This is a genomic window from Dysosmobacter sp. (assembly GCF_034093755.1).
Lineage (GTDB): Bacteria > Bacillota > Clostridia > Oscillospirales > Oscillospiraceae > Oscillibacter.
In genome coordinates, this window is the sequence record NZ_JAXEBZ010000013.1 from 13,546 (window position 1) to 33,816 (window position 20,271).

Sequence of the window (20,271 nt, forward strand, 5' to 3'; positions counted from 1 at the left end):
GTCTCTTCTTAAATCGCGGGAGCCGTCAGAATCTCGGGCTCGCCGTCCGTAATCAGAACCGTATTCTCATAGTGGCCGGCCCACTTGCCGTCCGCCGTCCGGACGGTCCAGCCGTCGGACAGCTGCACAATGGCAGCGCTGCCTGCGTTCACCATGGGTTCGATTGCAAGGGTCATTCCGCGGAGCAGTCTCGGGCCGCGGCCGGGATGGCCGTAGTTCGGGATCTCCGGCGCCTCGTGCATCTGGGCGCCGACGCCATGGCCGACGAACTCCCGGACGACGGAGTAGCCGTTGGACTCCACATACTGCTGTATCGCCGCCGAAATATCCAGCAGGCGATGGCCTTCCTTCGCGAACCTGATGCCCTCGAAGAAGCTCTGTCTGGTCACATCGATCAGACGCTGGGCTTCCGGAGAGATCCGGCCGCAGGGGAAGGTTGCGGCGCAGTCCCCATGGAACCCACCGATGTAGGCGCCCACGTCAATGCTGACGATATCGCCCTCCTGCAGCACCCGGGGTCCCGGGATGCCGTGGATGATCTCGTCGTTGACGCTGACGCAGACGGAGGCGGGATAACCATTGTAGTGCAGGAAGGAGGGAACCGCGCCTTCCTTGCGGATGAATTTCTCCACTTCCCTGTCGATCTCGCGGGTCGTTACGCCGGGCTTTACCAATTCCCCTGCCAAAGCACGGGCAGCCGCGGTAATTTTTCCCGCCCGGCGCATCAGTTCGATCTCGTGGGAGGATTTCAGCGTGATCATCGCTTATCTCCCCAGTTCGTGGAGGATGGCCTGGGTCATCTCGGACACGGAGGCCCGGTTTTCCACAGGCTTCAGGAGGCCGCGCTGGGCGTAGAACGCCTTCAGGGGCTCGGTCTCCTTATGATAGACCTCAAGGCGGGCTTTCACCGTCTCGGGGGCATCATCTTTGCGCTGGACCAGCTTTCCGCCGCAGCTGTCGCACACGCCGGGAGTCCTGGGGGGCACTGCCACCAGATGGTAGCTGGCGCCGCAGTCCTCGCAGACCCGCCGGTTGCCCATGCGCTCCATGATCTCCTCGTCGGAAATCTCGATGGACACCACAGCGTCAAAATTGATTCCCGCCTTCTCCAGTGCCTCCGCCTGGGCGATGGTGCGGGGCACGCCGTCCAGGATATAGCCGTTGGCGCAGTCAGCCTCCGCCAGGCGCTCCGTGATGATGCCGATGATGACCTCATCCGGAACCAGCTGGCCCGCGTCCATGAAGGACTTGGCCTTCATGCCGGTGGGGGTGCCGTTCTTAATGGCGGCACGGAGGATGTTGCCGGTGGAAATGGTGGGGATGTTCAGCTCTTTGCACAGGCGCTCCGCCTGTGTGCCTTTGCCGGCGCCAGGGGCGCCCAATAAAATCAACTTCAAAGCCAGCGCCTTCTCTCATTTATTCAAGGAAGCCCTTGTACTGACGCATCAGCATCTGGGATTCCAGAGCCTTGACGGTCTCCAGAGCAACGCCCACCACGATGATGACGGAAGTACCGCCGATGGACAGCGCGCTGTTCTGAACAATCTTGCCCAGGATCAGGGGGCAGATGGCCACGATGCCCAGGTAGATGGCACCGAACATGGTGACCTTATTCAGCACCTTCTTGATGAAGTCCGCCGTGGGCTTGCCGGGACGGAAGCCCGGGATGAAGCCGCCCTGCTTTTTCAGGTTGTTGGCGATCTCAACAGGATTGAACTGAATGCTGGAGTAGAAATAGCTGAAGCCGATGATCATCAGGAAGTAGAAGATCATATACAGCACAGACTTGGTGTCAATGAACTGGGCCACAGCATAGCTGAAGGTGCCTTCCTCGCCGGTGCCGGTGAAGGCCAGGATGGTGGCGGGGAGAGAGGCAATGCTCTGGGCGAAGATGATGGGCAGAACGCCGGACATATTCACCTTCATGGGCAGGTTGCTGGACTGACCGCCGTACATCTTGCGGCCCACCTGACGCTTGGCGTACTGCACGGGCAGCCGGCGCTCGGCGTCGTTGATGAACACGATGAACATGATCAGGGCCAGCACGCCCACCAGGATCAGCAGAATGACCCAGGGAGCCATGGCAGCGCTCTGGGCGCTTGCGAAGTAGGACTCCGCCACCTCCTGCGTCAGGCCGGCGGACACCAGGGCGTCCACGCTCAGCTCGCCGTTGGCGATGGACAGCCAGGTGCGGAAGCCATCATACAGGCCGGAGACCGCGGTGGGAACGCGGGACAGAATGCCCGCGAACAGGATGATGGAGATACCGTTGCCCACACCGAACTCGGTGACCTGCTCGCCCATCCACATCACGAAGGAGGAGCCGGCCATGAAGGACACGATAATCACCAGTGCGTGCCACAGGTTGGGATCGCTGACGCTCAGCAGACCGTAGTTCTTCATCAGCATATAGTAGCCGAAAGCCTGCAGCAGGGCAATGCCCACGGTGGTATAGCGGGTGATGGACTGGATCTTCTTCTTGCCCTCTTCGCCGCCGTCCTTGGCCAGCCGCTCCAGGTAGGGGATTGCCACCGTCAGCAGCTGGATAATGATGGACGCGTTGATATAGGGCTGAATGGACAGCGCAAACAGCGTGGCCTGGGCGAAAGCACCGCCGCTCATCACGTTGTACAGGCCCAGGATGGTCGTGCTCTGGCTCTCCAGATAGGCGCTGAGCAGTTCCACGCTGATGAAGGGAACGGGGATCGCATTACCAATGCGGAAAATCAGCAGGATCAGGAGTGTAAAGATGATCTTCTTACGCAGCTCGGGGATACCCCACGCTTTGCGAATGGTCTGGATCACGTTACATCACCTCTGCCTTTCCGCCAGCTGCCTCGATAGCCTCCTTGGCAGAAGCGGAGAAAGCAGAAGCCTGAACCGTGACCTTCTTGGTCACCTTGCCGTTACCCAGAACCTTGTAGCCATACTGGCACTTGGACAGGATACCTTTGGCCAGCAGAGCCTCGGCGGTGACGGTCTCACCGTCTTCGAACTTGTTCAGGGCATTCAGGTTGATGATCTCCAGAGGCTCGGCAAAGATGTTGTTGAAGCCGCGCTTGGGGATGCGGCGGGCCAGAGGCATCTGGCCGCCCTCAAAGCCGGGACGGATCTTGCCGCCGGAGCGGGCCTTCTGGCCCTTGTGGCCGCGGCCGCCGGTCTTGCCGTTGCCGGAACCGGCACCACGGCCCTTGCGGTACGCGGAACGGACGGAACCCTCAGCGGGAGACAGTTCACTCAGTTTCATGTTCAGTTACCTCCCTCTTCGGTAACCTGCAGCAGGTAGCCGATCTTGGCGATCTTGCCGCGGGTCTGGTCGTTGTCGGGCTGCACGGTGACGTCACCGATCTTGCGCAGGCCCAGAGAATTGGCGGTAGCAACCTGCTTATCCAGGCGACCGTTCAGGCTCTTGACGAGCTTAATCGTTACATTTGCCATTGTTAAGCTCCTCCTTAACCAATGATCTCTTCAACGCTCTTGCCGCGGATGCGGGCGACCTCCTCGGGGCTGCGCATGGCGCGCAGGCCTTCGAAAGCGGCGGCAACCACGTTGTTGGCGTTGTTGGAACGCAGGCACTTGGTACGGATGTCCTTGATGCCGGCGGCTTCCACGACGGCACGGACCGCACCGCCGGCGATCACACCGGTACCGGGGGCAGCGGGCTTCATCAGCACGCGGCCGGCGCCGGCCACACCGATGGTCTCGTGAGGAATGGTAGTACCGGACAGGTTCACGGTGATCATGTTCTTCTTGGCAGCCTCCAGGCCCTTGCGGATGGCCTCGGGGACTTCGGCGGCCTTACCCAGGCCATAGCCAACCTTGCCCTTCTGGTCGCCCACGACCACCAGAGCAGAAAACTTCATGACACGGCCGCCCTTGACGGTCTTGGAAACACGGTTGAGGGCAACAACCTTCTCAGTGTACTCGCTGGGTTCTCTTTCAAATCTGGCCATTATTGTTGTTCCTCCCTCCGATTAAAACTTCAGGCCGCCTTCGCGGGCGCCTTCGGCCAGTGCCTGCACACGGCCGTGGTACAGGTAACCGCCGCGGTCGAAAACCACGTTCTCGATACCCTTCGCCAGAGCGCGCTCGGCAACCAGCTTGCCAACAGCGGTGGCAGCGGCAACGTTGCCGCCGTAACCCTCGATGGCCTTATCCAGGGAGGAAGCGGAAGCCAGGGTCACGCCGTTCACGTCATCGATGACCTGAGCGTAGATGTTGGCTTCGCTGCGGAAAACATTCAGACGGGGCATCTCGGGAGTGCCGGCGATCTTGCCGCGCACTCTCTTGTGGCGCTTCAGGCGCTGAGCCTTGGTATTCGGTCTCTTAATCATATCGGCACACCTCCTTACTTCTTGCCGCCGGCCTTACCGACCTTACGGCGGATGACCTCATCGGCATACTTGATACCCTTGCCCTTGTAAGGCTCGGGCGGACGCTTCTCGCGGACCTCAGCGGCAAACTGGCCGACAGCCTGCTTGTCACAGCCGCGGATGACGATTTTATTGGGAGCGGGGACATCAATGGAAATGCCCTCGATCTCGGGAACGATCACCTGATGAGAGTAGCCCAGGTTCATGACCAGGTTCTTGCCCTCCTTGGCGACACGGTAGCCAACGCCGTTGACTTCCAGTTCCTTCTTGTACTCCTCGGTGACGCCCACCACCATGTTGTGCAGCAGGGTGCGGGTCAGGCCGTGGAGGCTGCGGTTGAGCTTGTCGTCGTTGGGACGGGATACGGTGATCGTATTGCCTTCCTGCTTAATATCCATAACGGGGCACAGAGCGCGGGTCAGCTGGCCCTTGGGTCCCTTCACGGTAACCACATTACCCTCGGCCACCTCAACGGTGACGCCGGCGGGAACGGTAATGGGCATTCTGCCAATTCGAGACATTGTTCAAATACCCTCCTTACCAAACGAATGCCAGGACTTCGCCGCCGACGTGAGCCTCGCGGGCCTTCTTGTCGGTCATGACGCCCTTGGAAGTAGAGATGATGGCGATACCCAGACCGCGCAGCACCCGGGGCAGCTCATCGGCGCCCACATAAACGCGCAGACCGGGCTTGCTGACACGACGCAGGCCGGTGATAACCTTCTCCTTGCCGGCGTTGTACTTCAGCGTGACGTGGATCATGCCCTGCAGGCCGTCGTCCACCACCTGGTAGCTCTTGATATAGCCCTCGTCCAGCAGGATCTGAGCGATGCTCTTCTTCATGTTGGAAGCGGGGATATCAACGGTCTCATGCTTGGCATTGTTGGCGTTGCGGATGCGGGTCAGCATATCCGCAACAGGATCAGTGATATGCATTCTATTTTCCTCCTATTTTAGAGTTACGGCCGTTGGCCGTTCTGGCAGCGAGGTATCACTATGAATGGAGCAGTCCGCTCGCGCGTGGTGCCCAATTCACAGTGACCTTTCGCCATCCATTATCACTAAGGGCCCATATCAAAGCCCTTGGCTACAAAGAGTTCTGCCGCGGGGCGGTTCCTCAGAAGGAAGCCTTGCGGACGCCGGGAATCTCGCCCTTGTAGGCCAGTTCCCGGAAGCAGATACGGCACACACCGTAGTCACGCAGGTAGGCGTGGGGACGGCCGCACAGCTTGCAGCGGTTGTACTTCCGGGTGGAATACTTGGGAGCAGCCTGCTGCTTCAGGATCATGGATTTCTTTGCCATATCAATCTTCCTCCTTAGCGGGCGAAGGGAGCGCCCACCTGCTTGAGCAGCTCGCGGGCCTCTTCGTCGGTCTGAGCGGTGGTGACAATGATGATGTCCATGCCGCGGATCTTGTCGATCTTGTCGTACTCGATCTCGGGGAAGATCAGCTGTTCCTTGATGCCCATGGAGTAGTTGCCGCGGCCATCAAAGGAGTTGGGGTTGATGCCGGAGAAATCGCGGACGCGGGGCAGGGCCACGTTGAACAGGCGGTCCAGGAACTCCCACATCTTGTCGCCGCGGAGGGTGACCTTCGCGCCGATGGGCATATCCTCACGGAGCTTGAAGTTCGCGATGGACTTGCGGGCCTTGGTGATGACCGGCTTCTGACCGGTGATCTTGCTCAGGTCGCCCACAACATTTTCCAGCACCTTGGCGTTCTCACGAGCCTCGCCGCAGCCAACGTTGACCACAACCTTCTCGATGCGGGGGATCTGCATAACGCTCTTGTACTGGAACTGCTGCATCAGAGCGGGAGCGACCTCGGCGGTGTACTTTTCCTTCAGTCTTGCCATTGTTCGTCTCTCCCTTCTTACAACTCAGCGCCGCAGTGCTTGCACACGCGGATCTTCTTGCCGCCCTCGATCTTGTGGGCAACGCGGGTGGCCTTGCCGCACTTGGGGCACACGACCTGCACCTTGCAGGAGGCGATGGCAGCCTCGCGCTTCACGATGCCGCCCTCCTCGCCCTGACGGCGGGGCTTCACGTGGCAGGTCACCATATTGATGCCCTCCACCACGACCTTGGCGTCGGCGGGCACGGTGCCGAGGACCTTGCCCTTCTTGCCCCGGTCCTTGCCGGACAGAACGACAACGGTGTCGTTCTTCTTGATATTCATAGACATATTCGGCGCCCTCCTCAAATGACTTCGGGAGCCAGAGACAGGATCTTCATGTAATCCTTATCGCGCAGCTCTCTTGCAACCGGCCCAAAGATACGAGTGCCTCTGGGGTTCTTGTCGTCCTTGATCAGAACGGCGGCGTTGTCATCGAAGCGGACATAGGTGCCGTCGGCACGACGGACGCCCTTGGCGCTGCGGACGATGACGGCCTTCACGACCTCGCCCTTCTTCACAGTGCCGCCGGGGGCGGACTTGCGGACGGAGGCCACGATCACGTCGCCGATGTTGCCGAACTTCCGGGTGGAACCGCCCAGAACGCGGATGCACTTGATTTCCTTGGCGCCGGTATTATCGGCAACCTTCAGATAGCTTTCCTGCTGAATCATAACTCGGCACCTCCTTACTTCGCTTTCTCAATGATCTCGACCACGCGCCAGCGCTTGTCCTTGGACAGGGGGCGGGTCTCCATCACCTTCACGGTATCGCCGATACCGCAGGCATTGTTCTCGTCATGGGCCTTCAGCTTGTAGGTACGGCCGACGATCTTCTTGTACAGGGGATGGGCCACGCGGTCGGCGATGGCCACAACAACGGTCTTGTCCATCTTATCGGAAACGACCTTGCCAACTCTCGTTTTCCGGGAGGAAGTTCTCTTTTCTTCCATGTTCGCTTACCTCCTTCTCACTGCTTGTCGGAAGCCTGAAGCTCCCGCAGAACGGTTTTGACTCGGGCAATGTCACGCTTGGTTTCCTTGATCTTCAGCGGGTTGTCCAGCTGATTGGTGGCGTGCTGCATCCGAAGATAGAACAGGTCCTTCTTCAGGCCGGTCAGCTTCTCATTGAGCTGCTCGGCATTCATCTTACGAACTTCATTTGCCTTCATCTCACTCACCTGCTTCCTCTGCCTCGGCAGCCTTGGAGACGATCTTGGTCTTGATGGGCAGCTTGTGGCTGGCCAGACGCAGGGCCTCGCGGGCAACCTCTTCGGGTACGCCGGCAATCTCAAACATGATACGGCCGGGCTTGACGACTGCAACCCAGAACTCGGGGGAGCCCTTACCGGAACCCATACGGGTGTCAGCGGGCTTCTTGGTCACGGGCTTATCGGGGAAAATCTTGATCCAGACCTGACCGCCGCGCTTGGTGTAACGGGTCATGGCGATACGGGCCGCCTCGATCTGGTTGCTGGTGATCCATGCGGGCTCCAGGGCCTGCAGGCCAAACTCACCGTAGGCCACGGTGCTGCCGCGGGTGGCCTTGCCGGTCATACGGCCGCGGTGCACGCGGCGATACTTAACTCTCTTCGGCAGAAGCATTACTGGGCTCCTCCTTCCTTAGCGGGGGCCGCTGCGGGGGCAGCGGGGCGGGTGTTGTTGTTGCGGTTGAAACCGCCCTGGGGACGGCCCTGGCCGTTGCGGTTGAAGCCGCCCTGGCCGTTGCCGCGGTTGAAGCCGCCGTTCTGACGGTCGCGGTTGAAGCCGCCGTTCTGACGGTCACGGTTGAAGCCGCCCTGACGACGGTCGCCATCCCGGCGGGGACGACGCTCACGACGCTCCTGATAGGGCTTGGAGGTGTCCATGGTGCGGGGGGTGGTGCGCAGGGTCTGGCTCAGGACCTCGCCCTTGTAGATCCACACCTTCACGCCGATGCGGCCGAAGGTGGTGGCAGCCTCGGCGAAGCCGTACTCGATGTCGGCGCGGATGGTCTGCAGGGGGATGGTGCCCTCGTGATAGTGCTCCACGCCGGCGATCTCGCGGCCGCCCAGACGGCCGGAGCAGCAGGTCTTGATGCCCTTGGCGCCGGCGCGCATGGCGCGGGCCATGGCGTTCTTCATGGCACGGCGGTGGGAGATACGCTTCTCCAGCTGCTGAGCGATGTTCTCAGCCACCAGCTGGGCGTCCATGTCGGGGTTCTTCACCTCAACGATGTTCAGGCGCACCTTCTTGCCGATCAGCTTCTCCACAGCCAGGCGATACTGCTCGATCTGCTCGCCGCCCTTGCCGATGACCACACCGGGACGGGCGCAGTGCAGGTAGATGGTGACGGTGTCGTTGCTCCGCTCGATCTCGATCTTGGGAACGCCGGCGCCGTACAGGGTCTTCTTCAGGTACTTGCGGATCTTCTGGTCTTCCACCAGCAGGTCGCCAACCTTCTCTTCACTGGCATACCAACGGGAATCCCAGTCTTTGATGACACCCACGCGCAGGCCGTGGGGATTCACTTTCTGTCCCATAAACTGTCTCCTCCCTTTCTTATGCTTTTTCCGTCACAGCCAGGGTGACGTGAGAAGTGCGCTTGTTGATACGATAGGCACGGCCCTGGGCCCGGGGCATCATCCGCTTCAGGATGGGGCCGGGAGTGGCGAATACCTCGGACACCACCAGCTTGGCGGGGTCCATGCCGAAGTTGTTCTCGGCGTTGGCCATCGCGCTCTTCAGCAGTTTCATCAGGGGCTCAGAGGCGGCCTTGGGGGTCTGCATCAGGATGGCCATGGCAGTGCCGGCATCCTTGCCGCGGATCAGATCGCAGACGATCTGGATCTTGCGGGGAGCGATGCGGACATAGCGCAGATACGCTTTCGCAATTTTCTTATCCATGTTCTGCATCCTCCTTCATTAAGAATCCTTGCGGTGACCGCGGAAGGTGCGGGTGGGAGCGAACTCACCCAGCTTGTGGCCGACCATGTCCTCCTGGACATAGACGGGCACGTGCTTCCGGCCGTCGTGGACGGCGATGGTGTGACCGACGAAGGCGGGATAGATGGTGGAGCTGCGGCTCCAGGTCTTCAGGACCTTCTTCTCGTTCTTGGCGTTGAGTTCCTCGACCCGCTTCAGAAGCTCAGGGGCAACATACGGGCCTTTTTTAATGGATCTGCTCATATTTCCTTGCCTCCCTTACTTCTCGTTGCGACGCTTCACGATGAACTTGTTGGTGGGATTCTTGCCCTTGCGGGTCTTGTAACCCATGGCGGGCTTGCCCCAGGGAGTCACAGGACCGCTGCGGCCGATGGGAGCGCGGCCCTCGCCGCCGCCGTGGGGGTGGTCATTGGGGTTCATGACGGAGCCGCGGACGGTGGGACGCCAACCCATGTGACGCTTACGGCCGGCCTTGCCGATGTTGATGTTCTCGTGCTCGATGTTGCCCACCTGGCCGATGGTGGCCATGCAGTTGGTACGCACAATGCGGACCTCGCCGGAGGGCATACGGATCTGAGCGTCCATGCCTTCCTTGGCCATCAGCTGAGCGGCGGCGCCGGCGGAGCGCACCAGCTGGGCGCCGTTGCCGGGATGCAGCTCGATGTTGTGGATGATGGTACCTACGGGGATGTTGGCGATGGGCAGGGCGTTGCCGGGCAGAATGTCGGCGTCGGGACCGGTCATGATCTTATGGCCGGCCTTCAGGCCAACGGGAGCCAGGATATAGCGCTTCTCGCCGTCCTCATACTGGATCAGGGCGATGTTGGCGCTGCGGTTGGGGTCATACTCCAGACGCAGCACGGTGGCAGAGCCGACCTTGTCGCGCTTGAAGTCGATGATGCGGTACTTGCGCTTGGCGCCGCCGCCGCGGTGGCGGACGGTGATGCGGCCATAGCTGTTGCGGCCGGAGGACTTCTGCAGAACCTCAGTCAGGCTGGGCTCGGGCTTGGCCTTCTTGTCGATGCCGTCAAACCCGGAGACAGTCATCTGCCGTCTGGAAGGGGTCGTCGGCTTAAAAGTTTTGATAGACATTTTCGCGTTACACTCCTTCCCTTATCAGACCATGCCTTCGAACATCTCGATGGTCTTGGAATCGGCCGTCAGCTGAACGTAGGCCTTCTTCCAAGCGCGGGTGGTGCCGGGACGGCCGGCGCCCATGCGCTTTTCCTTGCCCAGGACGTTCAGAGTGTTGACAGACTGGACCTTCACGCCGAAGATTTCCTCAACGGCCTTCTTGATTTCGATCTTGCCGGCGTCCTTGGCGACCTCGAAGACATACTTCTTTTCGGCAACGCCGGACATGGCGCGCTCGGTGATGATCGGGCGGATGATGATATCATAAGCGGTCATTATGCGAACACCTCCTCGATTTTTGCCAGAGCGGCCTGATCCAGCACCAGGTACTTGGCGTTCAGCAGGTCATACACGCTCAGGATGGTGGCGGTGGTGGTCTGCACGCCGGGGATGTTCCGGGCGCTCTTCACGATGACGTCGTCCTTCTCGGGGGTGACGACCACGGCCTTGCCGTCCACGTTCACAGCGTTCAGGAACTTCCGGAACTCAGCGGTCTTGATGGCGTCCATCTTGATGGAGTCGATGACCACCAGCGCGCCCTCGGCGGCCTTGGCGGACAGGACGGACTTCAGAGCCAGACGCTTGACCTTCTTGTTCAGCACGTAGCTGTAATCCCGGGGCTTGGGAGCGAACACGATGCCGCCGTGGGTCCACTGGGGAGCACGGGTGCTGCCCTGACGGGCGTGGCCGGTGCCCTTCTGACGCCAGGGCTTCTTGCCGCCGCCGGAAACCTCGGCGCGGGTCAGGGCGCTCTGGGTACCCTGTCTGCAATTGGCGAGGTGGTTCTTGACGACCTCGTGGACGACGACTTCGTTGGGCTCGATGCCGAAGATGGCGTCGTTCAGTTCCACAGTGCCGACCTCAGCGCCGGCCATGTTCAAAACTTTAACGGTAGACATTATCTAAGCACCCCTTTCTTACTTATTTCTTGCGGAAGCCTTCTGGGGGTTACGGCCGGAAGCCTTCTGCGGGTTCTTGCTGATGTCAGCGCCGGCCTGCTTGACCTTGTGGACCTTGACGGTGCTCTTGATGGTCACCAGACCGCCCTTGGGGCCGGGGATGGCGCCGCAGACGACCAGCATGTTCAGTTCGGGATCAACCTTCACAACGCTCAGGTTCTGGACGGTGACCTGCTCAACGCCCATCTGACCGGCGCCGTCACGGCCCTTGAAGATACGGGCGGGATCGGTACCGGCGGCCAGAGCGCCCTGATGACGGTGGACGGGACCGCCGCCGTGGGTGTTGCGCTTCACAGCCGCGCCGTGACGCTTGACAACGCCCTGGAAGCCGTGGCCCTTGCTGATGCCGGTGACATCCACGAAGTCGCCGGCCTTGAAGGTGTCAGCCTTCACGATGTCGCCGATGTTCAGCTCGGCGGCGTTCTCCAGGTTGAACTCCCGCAGGTACTTCTTGGGAGCCACGTCAGCCTTCTTCAGGTGACCCAGCTCGGGCTTGCTGAGCTTGCGCTCCGCAACGTCCTCATAACCCAGCTGGACAGCCTCATAGCCTTCCTTCTCGGAAGTCTTCTTCTGGACGACAACGCAGGGGCCCGCCTCAATGACAGTGACGGGGATCACGCGGCCGTTCTCATCGAAGATCTGGGACATGCCAACTTTCTTGCCGATGATTGCTTTCATGTATTTTCCTCCTTAAAGGTTATTGGTCGGCTTAGGTTACCGGGGATAGGGTTCTCCGCGGCATTGCTCTGCCGACATGACCCGTCCGCCTCGCAAGACGGCGGACATTGGGTAGCAACATGGTTGGGGATTTGCGCTTCGGAAATCTGTCTTACAGCTTGATCTCGATTTCCACACCGGCGGGCAGCTCCAGAGCCATCAGAGCCTCCACGGTCTTGGGAGTGGACTTGGTGATGTCGATCAGGCGCTTGTGGGTGCGGCGCTCAAACTGCTCGCGGCTGTCCTTGTACTTGTGGACGGCACGCAGGATGGTGACGATCTCCTTCTTGGTGGGCAGAGGGATGGGGCCGGAAACCTCGGCGCCGGTGCGCTTGGCGGTCTCGACAATCTTCTCTGCGCTCTGGTCGATGACCTGGTGGTCATAGGCCTTCAGCCGGATGCGGATCATTTGTTTCTGTGCTGCCATGGTGTTTTCCTCCTGATTTCGTACGTCGTTTTGTCACGCAGTCTCGACGACCTACGGCGAGAGACTTTTCTATACGCTTAACCGTGCGTATCATTCCGGCTCATGAAAAATACCGGCACATGATTTCCATCCGGCCGGTACTCTGTTTCATGGCGCAGCGATCTACGCAACGTACAGATTCGTCTCAGCCGCCCGATTATCGGACATACTCCCCGGAAGTTACCTCCTCTCGGAGCAATCTCCCGGTTCATCGCAGTGATGTGCCTCCATGGGATACGGTCCATTTCGCACACCTGAACCATAATAAAAGAAAATCCTCCTGTTGTCAAGAGGATTTTCTCTGTTTTTCATGAAAATATGGAGAAAAATTCGTCACTGTTTCTTTACCGTACTGCCGGAAAACAGCATCACTTTTCCCTCCGGCTGTATGCGGCCCCCAGTCCCAGCCGCAGCGTCAGCAGCACCGCCAGCACCAGCAGCGACGCCGCGGCCATGCCGCCGTCAGACCGGCTGGCCCCGTCATTCACCAGGCGGACCAGGCCCTGGAGAGGCATCCCCACCGGCACCAGCCAGAACAGGGCGATGGTGGTCAGCACGCCGCCGGTGCCCGCCAGCCGGGTCACCGCCGCCAGGGCCATCATCACCAGCTGAAAGCCCATCAGAGGCGAAAACCGCTCCCCCGCCCTGGCGTCCAGGTGGATCAGCAGCACCCACATCACCAGGTACAGCCCTCCGGTGGCCGCCGACAGCGCCGGCGATGCCCCCGTCTCCGGGCAGGTGCGGTAGGCCAGCAGCGCCGAAGTCAGCCAGAAGGTGAAGCGCCAGCTGCGGTTGTTCCAGATCTCTTTCAGGGTCATGCCAATGTCCTCCGGAAGCTCAGGATGGTACCCATCCTATCACAAACCGGCCCCTCCTGTCAATCAGCCCCCGCCGCCACATTATAATAATGTATGTCCGCCAGGCGGCGCCTTCTGCTCCAACGTCTAAATTCTAAACTTTTCACAAATCGTAATCGGTTGCTTTTTGATATTCTATTTATTTTTGAGATTGAACAGAGTTCTTTATCGTGCTAAGATATGGCCGTTCCCGGAGGACCGGGAGCCAAACGCTTTTGAAAAGAAGGGATCACAATGACGAAGCTCATCGACATCAAAACCACCCGGCAGGCGGAGAAGATCAACCTGCTGGCCAGCAAGGCCCCCTATGAGGTGTGGCTGAGCACGGATACCGTGATGCTGGACGCCCGCTCTCTGATGAGCGTGCTGAGCCTGGTGGGGAAGCGCGCCGCCGTGGTGGCGGAGGACAACGTGGACCCCCGCAGCTTCTGCAAACTGGTGGATAAAATGGCGTAACGCGCCGAAAAGAGGAAACGCGAAGCCGCGTTTCCTCTTTTTCTTCAGCCGAACAAAAAGGAGGGACAGCCGTCCCTCCTTTTTGATTCAGATCAATAAGCCACGCCCCAGTAGATATCGGTGGTGCAGGCCTTGCCGCACACAGGGCACACGCCCTCGGTGCCGGACTGGGCCAGAGGCATGCAGCGGGAGGACACGCCTGCCCGCTCCTTCATGGCCAGCTCGCACTCCAGGCTGCCGCACCACTTGGACCGCAGGAAGCCGCCCTTGCCCTCAGCGATGGCCTTGGCCTCCTCGGGGGTCTTGATGTCGAAGGTGTTCTCCTCCCGGTTCTTCAGCGCCATGGCGTACATGTTGTCATGGACGGCGTCCAGCAGCTGCTGTACGGTGGCCTCCAGCTCCGCCAGCGCCACCACGGTCTTCTCGCCGGTATCCCGGCGGGCGATGACGCACTGGTCCTTCTCCATATCCTTGGGGCCGATCTCCACCCGCAGGGGCACACCCTTCATCTCATACTCGGCGAACTTCCAGCCGGGAGAGTTCTCGGAATCATCCATCTTGGAGCGGAAGCCGGCGGCGCTCAGCCGGTCCCGCAGGGCAGCGGCGGCGTCCAGAACGCCGGGCTTGTGCTGGGCCACGGGGATGACGATGACCTGCACGGGGGCAATGCGGGGAGGCAGCACCAGGCCGTTGTCGTCGCCGTGGGTCATGATGATGCCGCCGATCATACGGGTGGACACACCCCAGGAGGTCTGGTGGGGATGGTGGGGCTGGTTGTCCTTGCCGGCGAAGGTGATGTCGAAGGCCTTTGCAAAGCCATCTCCGAAGTAGTGGCTGGTGCCGGCCTGGAGGGCCTTCCGGTCGTGCATCATGCACTCCACGGTGTAGGTCTCCTCGGCGCCCTTGAACTTCTCCTTCTCGGTCTTGCGGCCCCGGATCACAGGCATGGCCAGCACGTTCTCCATGAAGTCGGCGTAGATGTTCAGCATCCGCATAGTCTCTTCCCGGGCCTCATCCTCGCTGGCGTGCATGGTGTGGCCCTCCTGCCACAGGAACTCCCGGTGGCGCAGGAAGGGGCGGGAGGTCTTTTCCCACCGCAGCACGCTGCACCACTGGTTGTACTTCTTGGGCAGGTCCCGGTGAGAGTGGATGATGTTCTTGAAGTGCTCGCAGAACAGCGTCTCGGAGGTGGGGCGGATGCAGTACCGCTCCTCCAGCTTCTCGCCGCCGCCGTAGGTGACCCACGCGCACTCGGGGGCGAAGCCCTCCACGTGGTCCTTCTCCTTCTGGAGCAGGGACTCGGGGATCAGCATGGGCATGGCCACGTTCTCATGGCCCGTCTCCTTGAACTCCTTATCCAGCACCTTCTGGATGTTCTCCCAGATGGCGTAGCCGTAGGGGCGGTAGATGAACATGCCCTTGATGGAAGAATAGTCGATCAGCTCCGCCTTTTTGCAGACGTCCGTATACCACTGGGCGAAGTCCACGTCCCGGGGGGTAATGGCGTCAAGTTGTCTCTTGTCCTGTGCCATAATGTTCCATTCCTTTACATATGTGATTCGTGTATCGCGCGTCCCGCCAAGCGGGTGATTTCCGAATTTCTATTGTATGCCAGATTGGGGGGAATTGTCAACCGCGGCCGTCATTTTTCCCATTTCTCAGCCCAGGTCCCGGCGGTCCAGGGCCGCCAGGCCGTACCGGGCCGCCTGCTCAATGGTGCGGCGCTCCTCCTCCGTGGACGCCTCCGCCAGACGGCGGCGCAGCTCCCGGAGAAACAGGCCCCGGAGGGAGTCCTCCTCCGCCCTGGCCCACACATTCTCCGCGGTGCGGGTGTCATCCGTCAGTGTAAGGGCGCAGAACCGCCCCTCCAGCGCACGCTGCAGAGCCTGCAGGTCTACGGCCTGCTCCGTCTCGCCGGTGAGGGTGATCCGGTACAGGTCCCGCGCCGTGTCCGACGGCAGCGCCGCCTCCACCGCCGCCAGAGGCGGCTTTCCGGTGACGTCCGCCGTGACGGTCTCATACCGCCGGAGGGCAAAGGGGACGAACTCCAGGCGGGTTCCGCCGCCGTCGTCCATCTCGCCGTAATAAAAGCCCTTGTCCCCCGTCTCGTCGAAGCCCCGTCCCTCCGGGCAGCCGGGCCAGGCGCAGAGGGTCCGCCCCAGCTGCCGGGCGCCCCGGCTGTGGATGTGGCCCAGGGCCAGATAGTGCAGGCCGCTGCCCGCCGCGTCAGCGGAGGCGATGGGGGCGTAGCGGGGCTGGGTGCCGTCCAGCTCCCCGTGAAGCACCATCAGGTGCCGCCGCCCGTCCTCCGGAACCCGGAAGTCCGCCAGGGGGCTGCCCCCCCGCTCCGGGCCGGTGAAGGCGGCGCCGTACACCACCGTGTTCCCCTCCGGCAGCTCCGCGGCTTCCGGCTCCGGCCGGGAGAAGATATGGACGTTCTCCGGCCAGGGCATGGCGGCGTAGGGACTGCCGGGGCCGTACCAGTCATGGTTGCCGGGGGCGATGAACACCGGGGCGTCCATCCGCCCCAGGGCGTCCCGCAGCGCCTCCGCCGTGTCCCGATAGACGGAGGCGCTGTCCAGCAGGTCGCCGGACAGCAGCACCAGATCCACGGGATGGCTCTCCGTCCACTCCGCAAGGCGCTGGGGCAGCTGCCGCAGCTCCCGGCGCCGCTCCGCCGCCTGCCGGGGCGGCAGGGCGGAAAAGGGGCTGTCCAGATGGAAGTCCGCCCCGTGGAGAAACCGGAGGGTCATGCTTCCTCCGGGCGCCAGCCCTTGCACACGTCCACCCAAGCGGTGAAATTGGAGGAGCAGCGCTCCAGCTCGTCGCAGGTCAGCTCAATGGCGCTGTTGGCGCTGCCGGCGGCGGGAAACACCGTCTCAAACCGCCGCAGGGACTCATCCAGATACACCTGAACCCCCTCCGGCAGGGCGAAGGGGCACACGCCGCCCACGTCATGGCCGATGAGGGTGTGGGCCTCCTCGTGGGTCAGCATTTTCGCCTTGGTGTGGAAGCAGGCCTTGTAGCGGCTGTTGTCCACCTTGGTGTCGCCGGCGGCCACGATGATGATAGGCCGCTCGTCCACCTTGAAGCTGAGGCTCTTGGCGATGCGGGCGCCCTCCACCCCCACGGCCACCGCCGCCAGCTCCACCGTGGCGGAGGAGACGGAAAACTCCCGGATGCGGTCCTCCATCCCCAGGGACCGGAAATAGGTTCTCACTTTTTCAATCGACATGGTACCTTTCTCTCTTTCTCAGCGAATATCCAGACGCTCCACCGCCTCGCACAGGCCGGTGTCGCTGTTCAGGGCGAATACGGCTCCCTGCATTTTGCAGGGGCCCTTGGGGGTCTGATACCGGCCCGGCAGGCCCCCCAGGAACGTCTCAATGGACTGCTCCGGCCGGATGCCCAGCACCGACTCGATGGCGCCGGTCATGCCCAGGTCCGTCAGGTAGCCGGTGCCCTTGGGAAAGACCCGCTCGTCGGCGGTGGGAACGTGGGTGTGGGTGCCCCACATGGCGGAGACGCGGCCGTCCAGATAGTAGCCCATGGCCAGCTTCTCGCTGGTGGCCTCGGCGTGGAAGTCCAGCAGGGTGAAGTCCGCCTGCTGCCGCTCCAGAATCCTGTCCATGGTGGTGAAGGGGTTCTCGGCGTTGAAGTTCAGGTCGCACCGGCCGATGAGGTTCACCACCCGGACGGTGACATTCCCCCGGTCATAGACCGCCCAGCCCCGGCCCGGCGCCCGGCCGGTGAAGTTGGCGGGCCGCAGGATATAGGGCGCGTCGTCCAGAAAGTCCGCGATCTGCATTCTGCCGAAGGTGTGGTTGCCCAGGGTGATGACGTCCGCGCCGGCATCATAGATCCGCTCCGCCTGCTCCGGCGTCAGGCCCACACCGCTGGCGTTCTCCCCGTTCACCACGGTGAAGTCGATGCTCTTCAGCTTCTGCACGGACCGCAGGTGCCGCTCCAGATGGGCGAGGCCCGTCTCCCCCACCACGTCGCCAATGGCCAATACCCGAAATTCCATAATTGCCTCCCGCTTTTGTGGCTTTGCCGTATAGTATACCAAATTTCCGCCCGGTTGCCAACCTCCCCTCCGGTTTTTTCGCCCTCCGGGAAACCTTTTCCCCGAAATCCCGTCTATGAGGATAAGCAGTATTCAAAAAGGAGGAGCCTTTCATGAAAAAATTCCGCGTCCCCGCCGCCCTGCTTCTGCTGGCGGCCATTCTGACGGTTGCCTGCTCCGTGGGCCGCCGGCCCTTCCGGCACCTGAAGCCGGAGCAGATCGTCTCCGCTTCGGTGCAGCTGATGCCTCCGGACAAGACGCTCCCCGTCCCGGACACCGGTGCGCTGGCAGAGCTGCTGCAGACGCAGGTAGTCTACCGGCGGGACAACTCTTACACGGAGTACGCCGGACAGGCCGTCATCTTCACCCTGGAGCTGACCGACGGCACCACCCGGCAGGTGATGGCCTACAACCCCTTTCTTGTCATCGACGGCGTGGGCTGGCGGTGCGAATACCAGCCCTGCGAGGCATTGAACCAATACGCCAATGACCTGCTGCGGAACGGGTCCTGAGGGGGGCTGCCGTTTCTTTTTGTCACCAATCTTTTCAGAATTGTCACGATTTTTCCGGAAGTTCTGGTATGATACTGTCATAAAGTGTCACAAAGGAGGAATTCTCCATGAAACGTGTCATTCTGATCTTTCTGCTGTGCGCCGCGCTGCTGTGCGGCTGCTCCGGCCGCGCCGCCCCGGCGGAGGCCCCCACGGTGTCCCTGCAGGCCGGCACGGTGATGGGCCGGTCCTATGCGCCGGAGAGCCCGCTGCCCCGGGAGGTGACCCCCATGGAACAAGGTGTCGCCCTGACGGAGCAGGGCACCATCTGGCGCTCGGCGGAGTCCCCCGACGGCCGGGCGGCGCTGTACCGGCTCAACAGGGACACGGTGCTCATCGAGTGGGACGGCAGTGTGGCCATGTTCGGCGGCTGGCAGTTTGAGACGCCCCGGACCATCGATCCCTGGATGGCGGTGCTAGACGTGAACGGCACCGCCACGGCGGACACCCTGGTGGTGGACCTGTACACCGGCAGCGGCACCGGCGTCTCCGTGGAAGAGCTGCACCTGCTGACCAGGGACGAACACGGCGCCATCACCGACTATCCTCTCCCGGAGGCGCTGTACACCGAGGAGCTGGCCCGGCAGATCGCCGTGGACGTGAAGGCCAACACGCTGACCCTGGGGGCCGCGACCCTGGCCCTGCCGGAGCCGGAGAAGGGTTTCTCCCTCACCGGAGCTGTGAATTTGCGGGATCAGGTCCATTTCTCCGCCTCCGTCACCGGGGAGGTGGAGCTGGAGCTGGGCGTGCAGCTGGAGCGGACCGGCTCCGCCGTTCCCGTCCCCGCCGGCCGACTGCGGGCCAACGTGTGTCTGGACCGGGAGACCGGGGTCTACACTCTGGAGAATATCACCCTCGGCGGATATTAAGGAGGTCATTATGAAAGCGAAACAGGTTCTCTGCGCCCTGCTGGCCGCCCTGACCCTGTGCGGCTGCTCCCAAAAGCCCGCCCCCTCCGCCGGCGGCAGCGCCCCCGCGTCCTCTGCCCCGGCGGAGGAAACCCGCACCCCCGTCACCACCGAAGCGGAGGTCCGTGCCCTCTACGGCACGGAGGCCTCGTCCATCGCTTCCGTCACACCCTACGAAGGGGACTTTCTGGTGCAGATCGACTCCGCCTGTCCTATGTTGGACTGGGTCTACGGCAAAAGCGGCGTCCGCCGGGAGCTGATGCTGCTGACACAGGGCATTGCGTCGGTGGATATCTGCGCCGCCGGGTATGTGAACGTGCTGACCGACGGCATCAGTATCCACAACGGCCACCGGAGCTTCCCCCACTATGAAACAGCCAGCATCCTTGGCCGCTATGACGAATACGGCGACGCCATGCCCTACGGTGACGGGCACTCCGACGTGGATGGCCGCCAGACCTACTGGGCGCCCGTCACCGAGAGCCACCGGCTGGGCATGGAGGGCCGCCAGGAGGCCCTGTCCGGCGCACAGCTGGAGGTGTCGGGCCTGTCCCTCTCCTTCGGCCCGTTGGCGGACGGCAGTGACTTTACCGCCGCCTACTGCTGGGTACCCGACACGGACATCTCCTACGATGAGAGAAACCGCACCCTCACCGTCACCTGCCACAACACCTTCCTGGACAGCGGGGAGCTGAACAAGGAGTCCGGCATCGACGAAGCGTACCTGCGGGAAAACGGTTCCATCTATCCGGCGGACTTCCCGGAGGGGCCGCTGGAGGGCCGCTGCCGTCTGGTGGAGTCCTCCTACGTGACCCAGTCCGGCAATGACGCGGTGATTCTGCTGGTGCTGGCGGAATGTGAAGAGAAGCTGCAGTATACCGTGGAGACGGGCTACGAGGGGCCGGCAGACACCGCGCCCTACCTGCGGCTGGAGCTGCGGAAGGCGGCCAGCTGGCAGTAAAGGGG

The 20,271-nt window shown here is 61.9% G+C and carries 33 protein-coding genes; 4 read left to right on the top strand and 29 right to left on the bottom strand.

The window, feature by feature from the left end; genetic code table 11:
• Positions 1-8: 8 nt before the first annotated feature.
• The 25 genes from map to SOX55_RS01425 all read right to left on the bottom strand — a co-directional run bounded on the left by map (position 9) and on the right by SOX55_RS01425 (position 13,285).
• Entirely contained in the window at positions 9-761 is a 753-nt protein-coding gene (gene map / locus SOX55_RS01305) for a type I methionyl aminopeptidase (protein WP_325285626.1), read from the bottom strand.
• Between the two features lie 3 nt (positions 762-764).
• Positions 765-1,397: an adenylate kinase gene (locus SOX55_RS01310; protein ID WP_325285627.1), complete on the bottom strand. Its 633-nt coding sequence runs from the start codon at positions 1,395-1,397 to the stop codon at positions 765-767.
• Positions 1,398-1,416: 19 nt separating this feature from the next.
• Positions 1,417-2,805 (bottom strand): preprotein translocase subunit SecY, encoded by a 1,389-nt coding sequence (gene secY / locus SOX55_RS01315; protein ID WP_325285628.1) that lies wholly within the window; start codon positions 2,803-2,805, stop codon positions 1,417-1,419.
• Position 2,806: 1 nt separating this feature from the next.
• The gene (gene rplO, locus SOX55_RS01320) at positions 2,807-3,247 is read right to left on the bottom strand and encodes a 50S ribosomal protein L15 (RefSeq protein WP_325285629.1); all 441 of its coding nucleotides are present in this window, start codon (positions 3,245-3,247) and stop codon (positions 2,807-2,809) included.
• Positions 3,248-3,249: 2 nt separating this feature from the next.
• Complete coding sequence (gene rpmD / locus SOX55_RS01325) at positions 3,250-3,438, bottom strand: 50S ribosomal protein L30 (RefSeq protein WP_325285630.1); 189 nt, start codon at positions 3,436-3,438, stop codon at positions 3,250-3,252.
• A gap of 14 nt (positions 3,439-3,452) precedes the next feature.
• Positions 3,453-3,953: a 30S ribosomal protein S5 gene (rpsE, locus tag SOX55_RS01330; RefSeq protein ID WP_325285631.1), complete on the bottom strand. Its 501-nt coding sequence runs from the start codon at positions 3,951-3,953 to the stop codon at positions 3,453-3,455.
• A gap of 21 nt (positions 3,954-3,974) precedes the next feature.
• Positions 3,975-4,334, bottom strand: a complete 360-nt coding sequence (rplR, locus tag SOX55_RS01335) for a 50S ribosomal protein L18 (protein WP_325285632.1) — start codon at positions 4,332-4,334, stop codon at positions 3,975-3,977.
• A 14-nt stretch (positions 4,335-4,348) separates the two neighbouring features.
• Complete coding sequence (gene rplF / locus SOX55_RS01340) at positions 4,349-4,894, bottom strand: 50S ribosomal protein L6 (RefSeq protein WP_325285633.1); 546 nt, start codon at positions 4,892-4,894, stop codon at positions 4,349-4,351.
• Between the two features lie 16 nt (positions 4,895-4,910).
• Positions 4,911-5,309 carry a 30S ribosomal protein S8 gene (rpsH, locus tag SOX55_RS01345; RefSeq protein ID WP_325285634.1) on the bottom strand — a complete coding sequence of 133 codons (399 nt, stop codon included), beginning with the start codon at positions 5,307-5,309 and terminating at the stop codon, positions 4,911-4,913.
• Between the two features lie 181 nt (positions 5,310-5,490).
• Positions 5,491-5,676: a type Z 30S ribosomal protein S14 gene (locus SOX55_RS01350; RefSeq protein ID WP_325285635.1), complete on the bottom strand. Its 186-nt coding sequence runs from the start codon at positions 5,674-5,676 to the stop codon at positions 5,491-5,493.
• Positions 5,677-5,690: 14 nt separating this feature from the next.
• Positions 5,691-6,230, bottom strand: coding sequence for a 50S ribosomal protein L5 (gene rplE / locus SOX55_RS01355; protein ID WP_325285636.1), 540 nt, complete (start codon positions 6,228-6,230; stop codon positions 5,691-5,693).
• Positions 6,231-6,247: 17 nt separating this feature from the next.
• A complete protein-coding gene (gene rplX, locus SOX55_RS01360; RefSeq protein ID WP_325285637.1) occupies positions 6,248-6,559 on the bottom strand; it encodes a 50S ribosomal protein L24 in 312 nt (103 codons plus the stop codon).
• A gap of 14 nt (positions 6,560-6,573) precedes the next feature.
• Positions 6,574-6,942 (bottom strand): 50S ribosomal protein L14, encoded by a 369-nt coding sequence (gene rplN / locus SOX55_RS01365; RefSeq protein ID WP_325285638.1) that lies wholly within the window; start codon positions 6,940-6,942, stop codon positions 6,574-6,576.
• A gap of 14 nt (positions 6,943-6,956) precedes the next feature.
• Positions 6,957-7,220: a 30S ribosomal protein S17 gene (gene rpsQ, locus SOX55_RS01370; RefSeq protein ID WP_325285639.1), complete on the bottom strand. Its 264-nt coding sequence runs from the start codon at positions 7,218-7,220 to the stop codon at positions 6,957-6,959.
• Between the two features lie 17 nt (positions 7,221-7,237).
• The gene (rpmC, locus tag SOX55_RS01375; RefSeq protein ID WP_325285640.1) at positions 7,238-7,438 is read right to left on the bottom strand and encodes a 50S ribosomal protein L29; all 201 of its coding nucleotides are present in this window, start codon (positions 7,436-7,438) and stop codon (positions 7,238-7,240) included.
• Position 7,439: 1 nt separating this feature from the next.
• Positions 7,440-7,871, bottom strand: coding sequence for a 50S ribosomal protein L16 (gene rplP, locus SOX55_RS01380; RefSeq protein ID WP_325285641.1), 432 nt, complete (start codon positions 7,869-7,871; stop codon positions 7,440-7,442).
• Entirely contained in the window at positions 7,871-8,788 is a 918-nt protein-coding gene (gene rpsC, locus SOX55_RS01385; RefSeq protein ID WP_325285642.1) for a 30S ribosomal protein S3, read from the bottom strand. Before rpsC ends, rplP begins: the two co-directional genes overlap by 1 nt.
• A gap of 19 nt (positions 8,789-8,807) precedes the next feature.
• Entirely contained in the window at positions 8,808-9,152 is a 345-nt protein-coding gene (gene rplV, locus SOX55_RS01390) for a 50S ribosomal protein L22 (protein ID WP_325285643.1), read from the bottom strand.
• A gap of 18 nt (positions 9,153-9,170) precedes the next feature.
• A complete protein-coding gene (gene rpsS, locus SOX55_RS01395; RefSeq protein WP_325285644.1) occupies positions 9,171-9,434 on the bottom strand; it encodes a 30S ribosomal protein S19 in 264 nt (87 codons plus the stop codon).
• 15 nt (positions 9,435-9,449) lie between these two features.
• Complete coding sequence (rplB, locus tag SOX55_RS01400; protein WP_325285645.1) at positions 9,450-10,283, bottom strand: 50S ribosomal protein L2; 834 nt, start codon at positions 10,281-10,283, stop codon at positions 9,450-9,452.
• Positions 10,284-10,307: 24 nt separating this feature from the next.
• Entirely contained in the window at positions 10,308-10,601 is a 294-nt protein-coding gene (gene rplW, locus SOX55_RS01405) for a 50S ribosomal protein L23 (protein ID WP_442873595.1), read from the bottom strand.
• Positions 10,601-11,224, bottom strand: a complete 624-nt coding sequence (gene rplD / locus SOX55_RS01410) for a 50S ribosomal protein L4 (protein ID WP_325285646.1) — start codon at positions 11,222-11,224, stop codon at positions 10,601-10,603. The genes rplW and rplD overlap by 1 nt, the downstream gene beginning before the upstream one ends.
• Positions 11,225-11,242: 18 nt before the next feature.
• Positions 11,243-11,962 (bottom strand): 50S ribosomal protein L3, encoded by a 720-nt coding sequence (gene rplC / locus SOX55_RS01415; RefSeq protein WP_325285647.1) that lies wholly within the window; start codon positions 11,960-11,962, stop codon positions 11,243-11,245.
• Positions 11,963-12,113: 151 nt separating this feature from the next.
• Positions 12,114-12,428 carry a 30S ribosomal protein S10 gene (gene rpsJ / locus SOX55_RS01420; RefSeq protein ID WP_325285648.1) on the bottom strand — a complete coding sequence of 105 codons (315 nt, stop codon included), beginning with the start codon at positions 12,426-12,428 and terminating at the stop codon, positions 12,114-12,116.
• Between the two features lie 407 nt (positions 12,429-12,835).
• The gene (locus tag SOX55_RS01425) at positions 12,836-13,285 is read right to left on the bottom strand and encodes a hypothetical protein (protein ID WP_325285649.1); all 450 of its coding nucleotides are present in this window, start codon (positions 13,283-13,285) and stop codon (positions 12,836-12,838) included.
• Between the two features lie 273 nt (positions 13,286-13,558).
• On the opposite strand from SOX55_RS01425, the gene SOX55_RS01430 reads away from it, so the two are divergent.
• A complete protein-coding gene (locus SOX55_RS01430; protein ID WP_325285650.1) occupies positions 13,559-13,780 on the top strand; it encodes a hypothetical protein in 222 nt (73 codons plus the stop codon).
• Between the two features lie 92 nt (positions 13,781-13,872).
• Here the strand turns inward: SOX55_RS01430 and proS are convergent, their stop codons facing one another.
• The 4 genes from proS to SOX55_RS01450 all read right to left on the bottom strand — a co-directional run bounded on the left by proS (position 13,873) and on the right by SOX55_RS01450 (position 17,807).
• On the bottom strand, positions 13,873-15,312 hold the full coding sequence (gene proS, locus SOX55_RS01435; protein WP_325285651.1) for a proline--tRNA ligase: 1,440 nt from the start codon (positions 15,310-15,312) through the stop codon (positions 13,873-13,875).
• A gap of 126 nt (positions 15,313-15,438) precedes the next feature.
• Positions 15,439-16,533 (bottom strand): metallophosphoesterase family protein, encoded by a 1,095-nt coding sequence (locus SOX55_RS01440; RefSeq protein WP_325285652.1) that lies wholly within the window; start codon positions 16,531-16,533, stop codon positions 15,439-15,441.
• Positions 16,530-17,015: a YbaK/EbsC family protein gene (locus tag SOX55_RS01445; protein ID WP_325285653.1), complete on the bottom strand. Its 486-nt coding sequence runs from the start codon at positions 17,013-17,015 to the stop codon at positions 16,530-16,532. The genes SOX55_RS01440 and SOX55_RS01445 overlap by 4 nt, the downstream gene beginning before the upstream one ends.
• A gap of 18 nt (positions 17,016-17,033) precedes the next feature.
• The gene (locus SOX55_RS01450; protein ID WP_325285654.1) at positions 17,034-17,807 is read right to left on the bottom strand and encodes a TIGR00282 family metallophosphoesterase; all 774 of its coding nucleotides are present in this window, start codon (positions 17,805-17,807) and stop codon (positions 17,034-17,036) included.
• A gap of 152 nt (positions 17,808-17,959) precedes the next feature.
• Here SOX55_RS01450 and SOX55_RS01455 point away from each other — a divergent pair, with 152 nt between their 5' ends.
• The 3 genes from SOX55_RS01455 (at position 17,960) to SOX55_RS01465 (ending at position 20,266) form a co-directional block, all read left to right on the top strand.
• Positions 17,960-18,358 (top strand): hypothetical protein, encoded by a 399-nt coding sequence (locus SOX55_RS01455; RefSeq protein WP_325285655.1) that lies wholly within the window; start codon positions 17,960-17,962, stop codon positions 18,356-18,358.
• 107 nt (positions 18,359-18,465) lie between these two features.
• On the top strand, positions 18,466-19,266 hold the full coding sequence (locus SOX55_RS01460; protein ID WP_325285656.1) for a hypothetical protein: 801 nt from the start codon (positions 18,466-18,468) through the stop codon (positions 19,264-19,266).
• A 10-nt stretch (positions 19,267-19,276) separates the two neighbouring features.
• Entirely contained in the window at positions 19,277-20,266 is a 990-nt protein-coding gene (locus SOX55_RS01465) for a hypothetical protein (protein ID WP_325285657.1), read from the top strand.
• Positions 20,267-20,271: the final 5 nt, after the last annotated feature.

Excerpts from the sequence above, each read along its gene's own strand:
- map (WP_325285626.1), bottom strand. The coding sequence starts at position 761 with ATGATCACGCTGAAATCCTCCCACGAGATCGAACTGATGCGCCGGGCG.
- rplO (WP_325285629.1), bottom strand. The coding sequence starts at position 3,247 with ATGAAACTGAGTGAACTGTCTCCCGCTGAGGGTTCCGTCCGTTCCGCG.
- rpmD (WP_325285630.1), bottom strand. The coding sequence starts at position 3,438 with ATGGCAAATGTAACGATTAAGCTCGTCAAGAGCCTGAACGGTCGCCTG.
- rpsE (WP_325285631.1), bottom strand. The coding sequence starts at position 3,953 with ATGGCCAGATTTGAAAGAGAACCCAGCGAGTACACTGAGAAGGTTGTT.
- rplR (WP_325285632.1), bottom strand. The coding sequence starts at position 4,334 with ATGATTAAGAGACCGAATACCAAGGCTCAGCGCCTGAAGCGCCACAAG.
- rplF (WP_325285633.1), bottom strand. The coding sequence starts at position 4,894 with ATGTCTCGAATTGGCAGAATGCCCATTACCGTTCCCGCCGGCGTCACC.
- rpsH (WP_325285634.1), bottom strand. The coding sequence starts at position 5,309 with ATGCATATCACTGATCCTGTTGCGGATATGCTGACCCGCATCCGCAAC.
- SOX55_RS01350 (WP_325285635.1), bottom strand. The coding sequence starts at position 5,676 with ATGGCAAAGAAATCCATGATCCTGAAGCAGCAGGCTGCTCCCAAGTAT.
- rplE (WP_325285636.1), bottom strand. The coding sequence starts at position 6,230 with ATGGCAAGACTGAAGGAAAAGTACACCGCCGAGGTCGCTCCCGCTCTG.
- rplX (WP_325285637.1), bottom strand. The coding sequence starts at position 6,559 with ATGTCTATGAATATCAAGAAGAACGACACCGTTGTCGTTCTGTCCGGC.
- rplN (WP_325285638.1), bottom strand. The coding sequence starts at position 6,942 with ATGATTCAGCAGGAAAGCTATCTGAAGGTTGCCGATAATACCGGCGCC.
- rpsQ (WP_325285639.1), bottom strand. The coding sequence starts at position 7,220 with ATGGAAGAAAAGAGAACTTCCTCCCGGAAAACGAGAGTTGGCAAGGTC.
- rpmC (WP_325285640.1), bottom strand. The coding sequence starts at position 7,438 with ATGAAGGCAAATGAAGTTCGTAAGATGAATGCCGAGCAGCTCAATGAG.
- rplP (WP_325285641.1), bottom strand. The coding sequence starts at position 7,871 with ATGCTTCTGCCGAAGAGAGTTAAGTATCGCCGCGTGCACCGCGGCCGT.
- rpsC (WP_325285642.1), bottom strand. The coding sequence starts at position 8,788 with ATGGGACAGAAAGTGAATCCCCACGGCCTGCGCGTGGGTGTCATCAAA.
- rplV (WP_325285643.1), bottom strand. The coding sequence starts at position 9,152 with ATGGATAAGAAAATTGCGAAAGCGTATCTGCGCTATGTCCGCATCGCT.
- rpsS (WP_325285644.1), bottom strand. The coding sequence starts at position 9,434 with ATGAGCAGATCCATTAAAAAAGGCCCGTATGTTGCCCCTGAGCTTCTG.
- rplB (WP_325285645.1), bottom strand. The coding sequence starts at position 10,283 with ATGTCTATCAAAACTTTTAAGCCGACGACCCCTTCCAGACGGCAGATG.
- rplW (WP_442873595.1), bottom strand. The coding sequence starts at position 10,601 with ATGACCGCTTATGATATCATCATCCGCCCGATCATCACCGAGCGCGCC.
- rplD (WP_325285646.1), bottom strand. The coding sequence starts at position 11,224 with ATGTCTACCGTTAAAGTTTTGAACATGGCCGGCGCTGAGGTCGGCACT.
- rplC (WP_325285647.1), bottom strand. The coding sequence starts at position 11,962 with ATGAAAGCAATCATCGGCAAGAAAGTTGGCATGTCCCAGATCTTCGAT.
- rpsJ (WP_325285648.1), bottom strand. The coding sequence starts at position 12,428 with ATGGCAGCACAGAAACAAATGATCCGCATCCGGCTGAAGGCCTATGAC.
- SOX55_RS01425 (WP_325285649.1), bottom strand. The coding sequence starts at position 13,285 with ATGACCCTGAAAGAGATCTGGAACAACCGCAGCTGGCGCTTCACCTTC.
- SOX55_RS01430 (WP_325285650.1), top strand. The coding sequence starts at position 13,559 with ATGACGAAGCTCATCGACATCAAAACCACCCGGCAGGCGGAGAAGATC.
- proS (WP_325285651.1), bottom strand. The coding sequence starts at position 15,312 with ATGGCACAGGACAAGAGACAACTTGACGCCATTACCCCCCGGGACGTG.
- SOX55_RS01440 (WP_325285652.1), bottom strand. The coding sequence starts at position 16,533 with ATGACCCTCCGGTTTCTCCACGGGGCGGACTTCCATCTGGACAGCCCC.
- SOX55_RS01445 (WP_325285653.1), bottom strand. The coding sequence starts at position 17,015 with ATGTCGATTGAAAAAGTGAGAACCTATTTCCGGTCCCTGGGGATGGAG.
- SOX55_RS01450 (WP_325285654.1), bottom strand. The coding sequence starts at position 17,807 with ATGGAATTTCGGGTATTGGCCATTGGCGACGTGGTGGGGGAGACGGGC.
- SOX55_RS01455 (WP_325285655.1), top strand. The coding sequence starts at position 17,960 with ATGAAAAAATTCCGCGTCCCCGCCGCCCTGCTTCTGCTGGCGGCCATT.
- SOX55_RS01460 (WP_325285656.1), top strand. The coding sequence starts at position 18,466 with ATGAAACGTGTCATTCTGATCTTTCTGCTGTGCGCCGCGCTGCTGTGC.
- SOX55_RS01465 (WP_325285657.1), top strand. The coding sequence starts at position 19,277 with ATGAAAGCGAAACAGGTTCTCTGCGCCCTGCTGGCCGCCCTGACCCTG.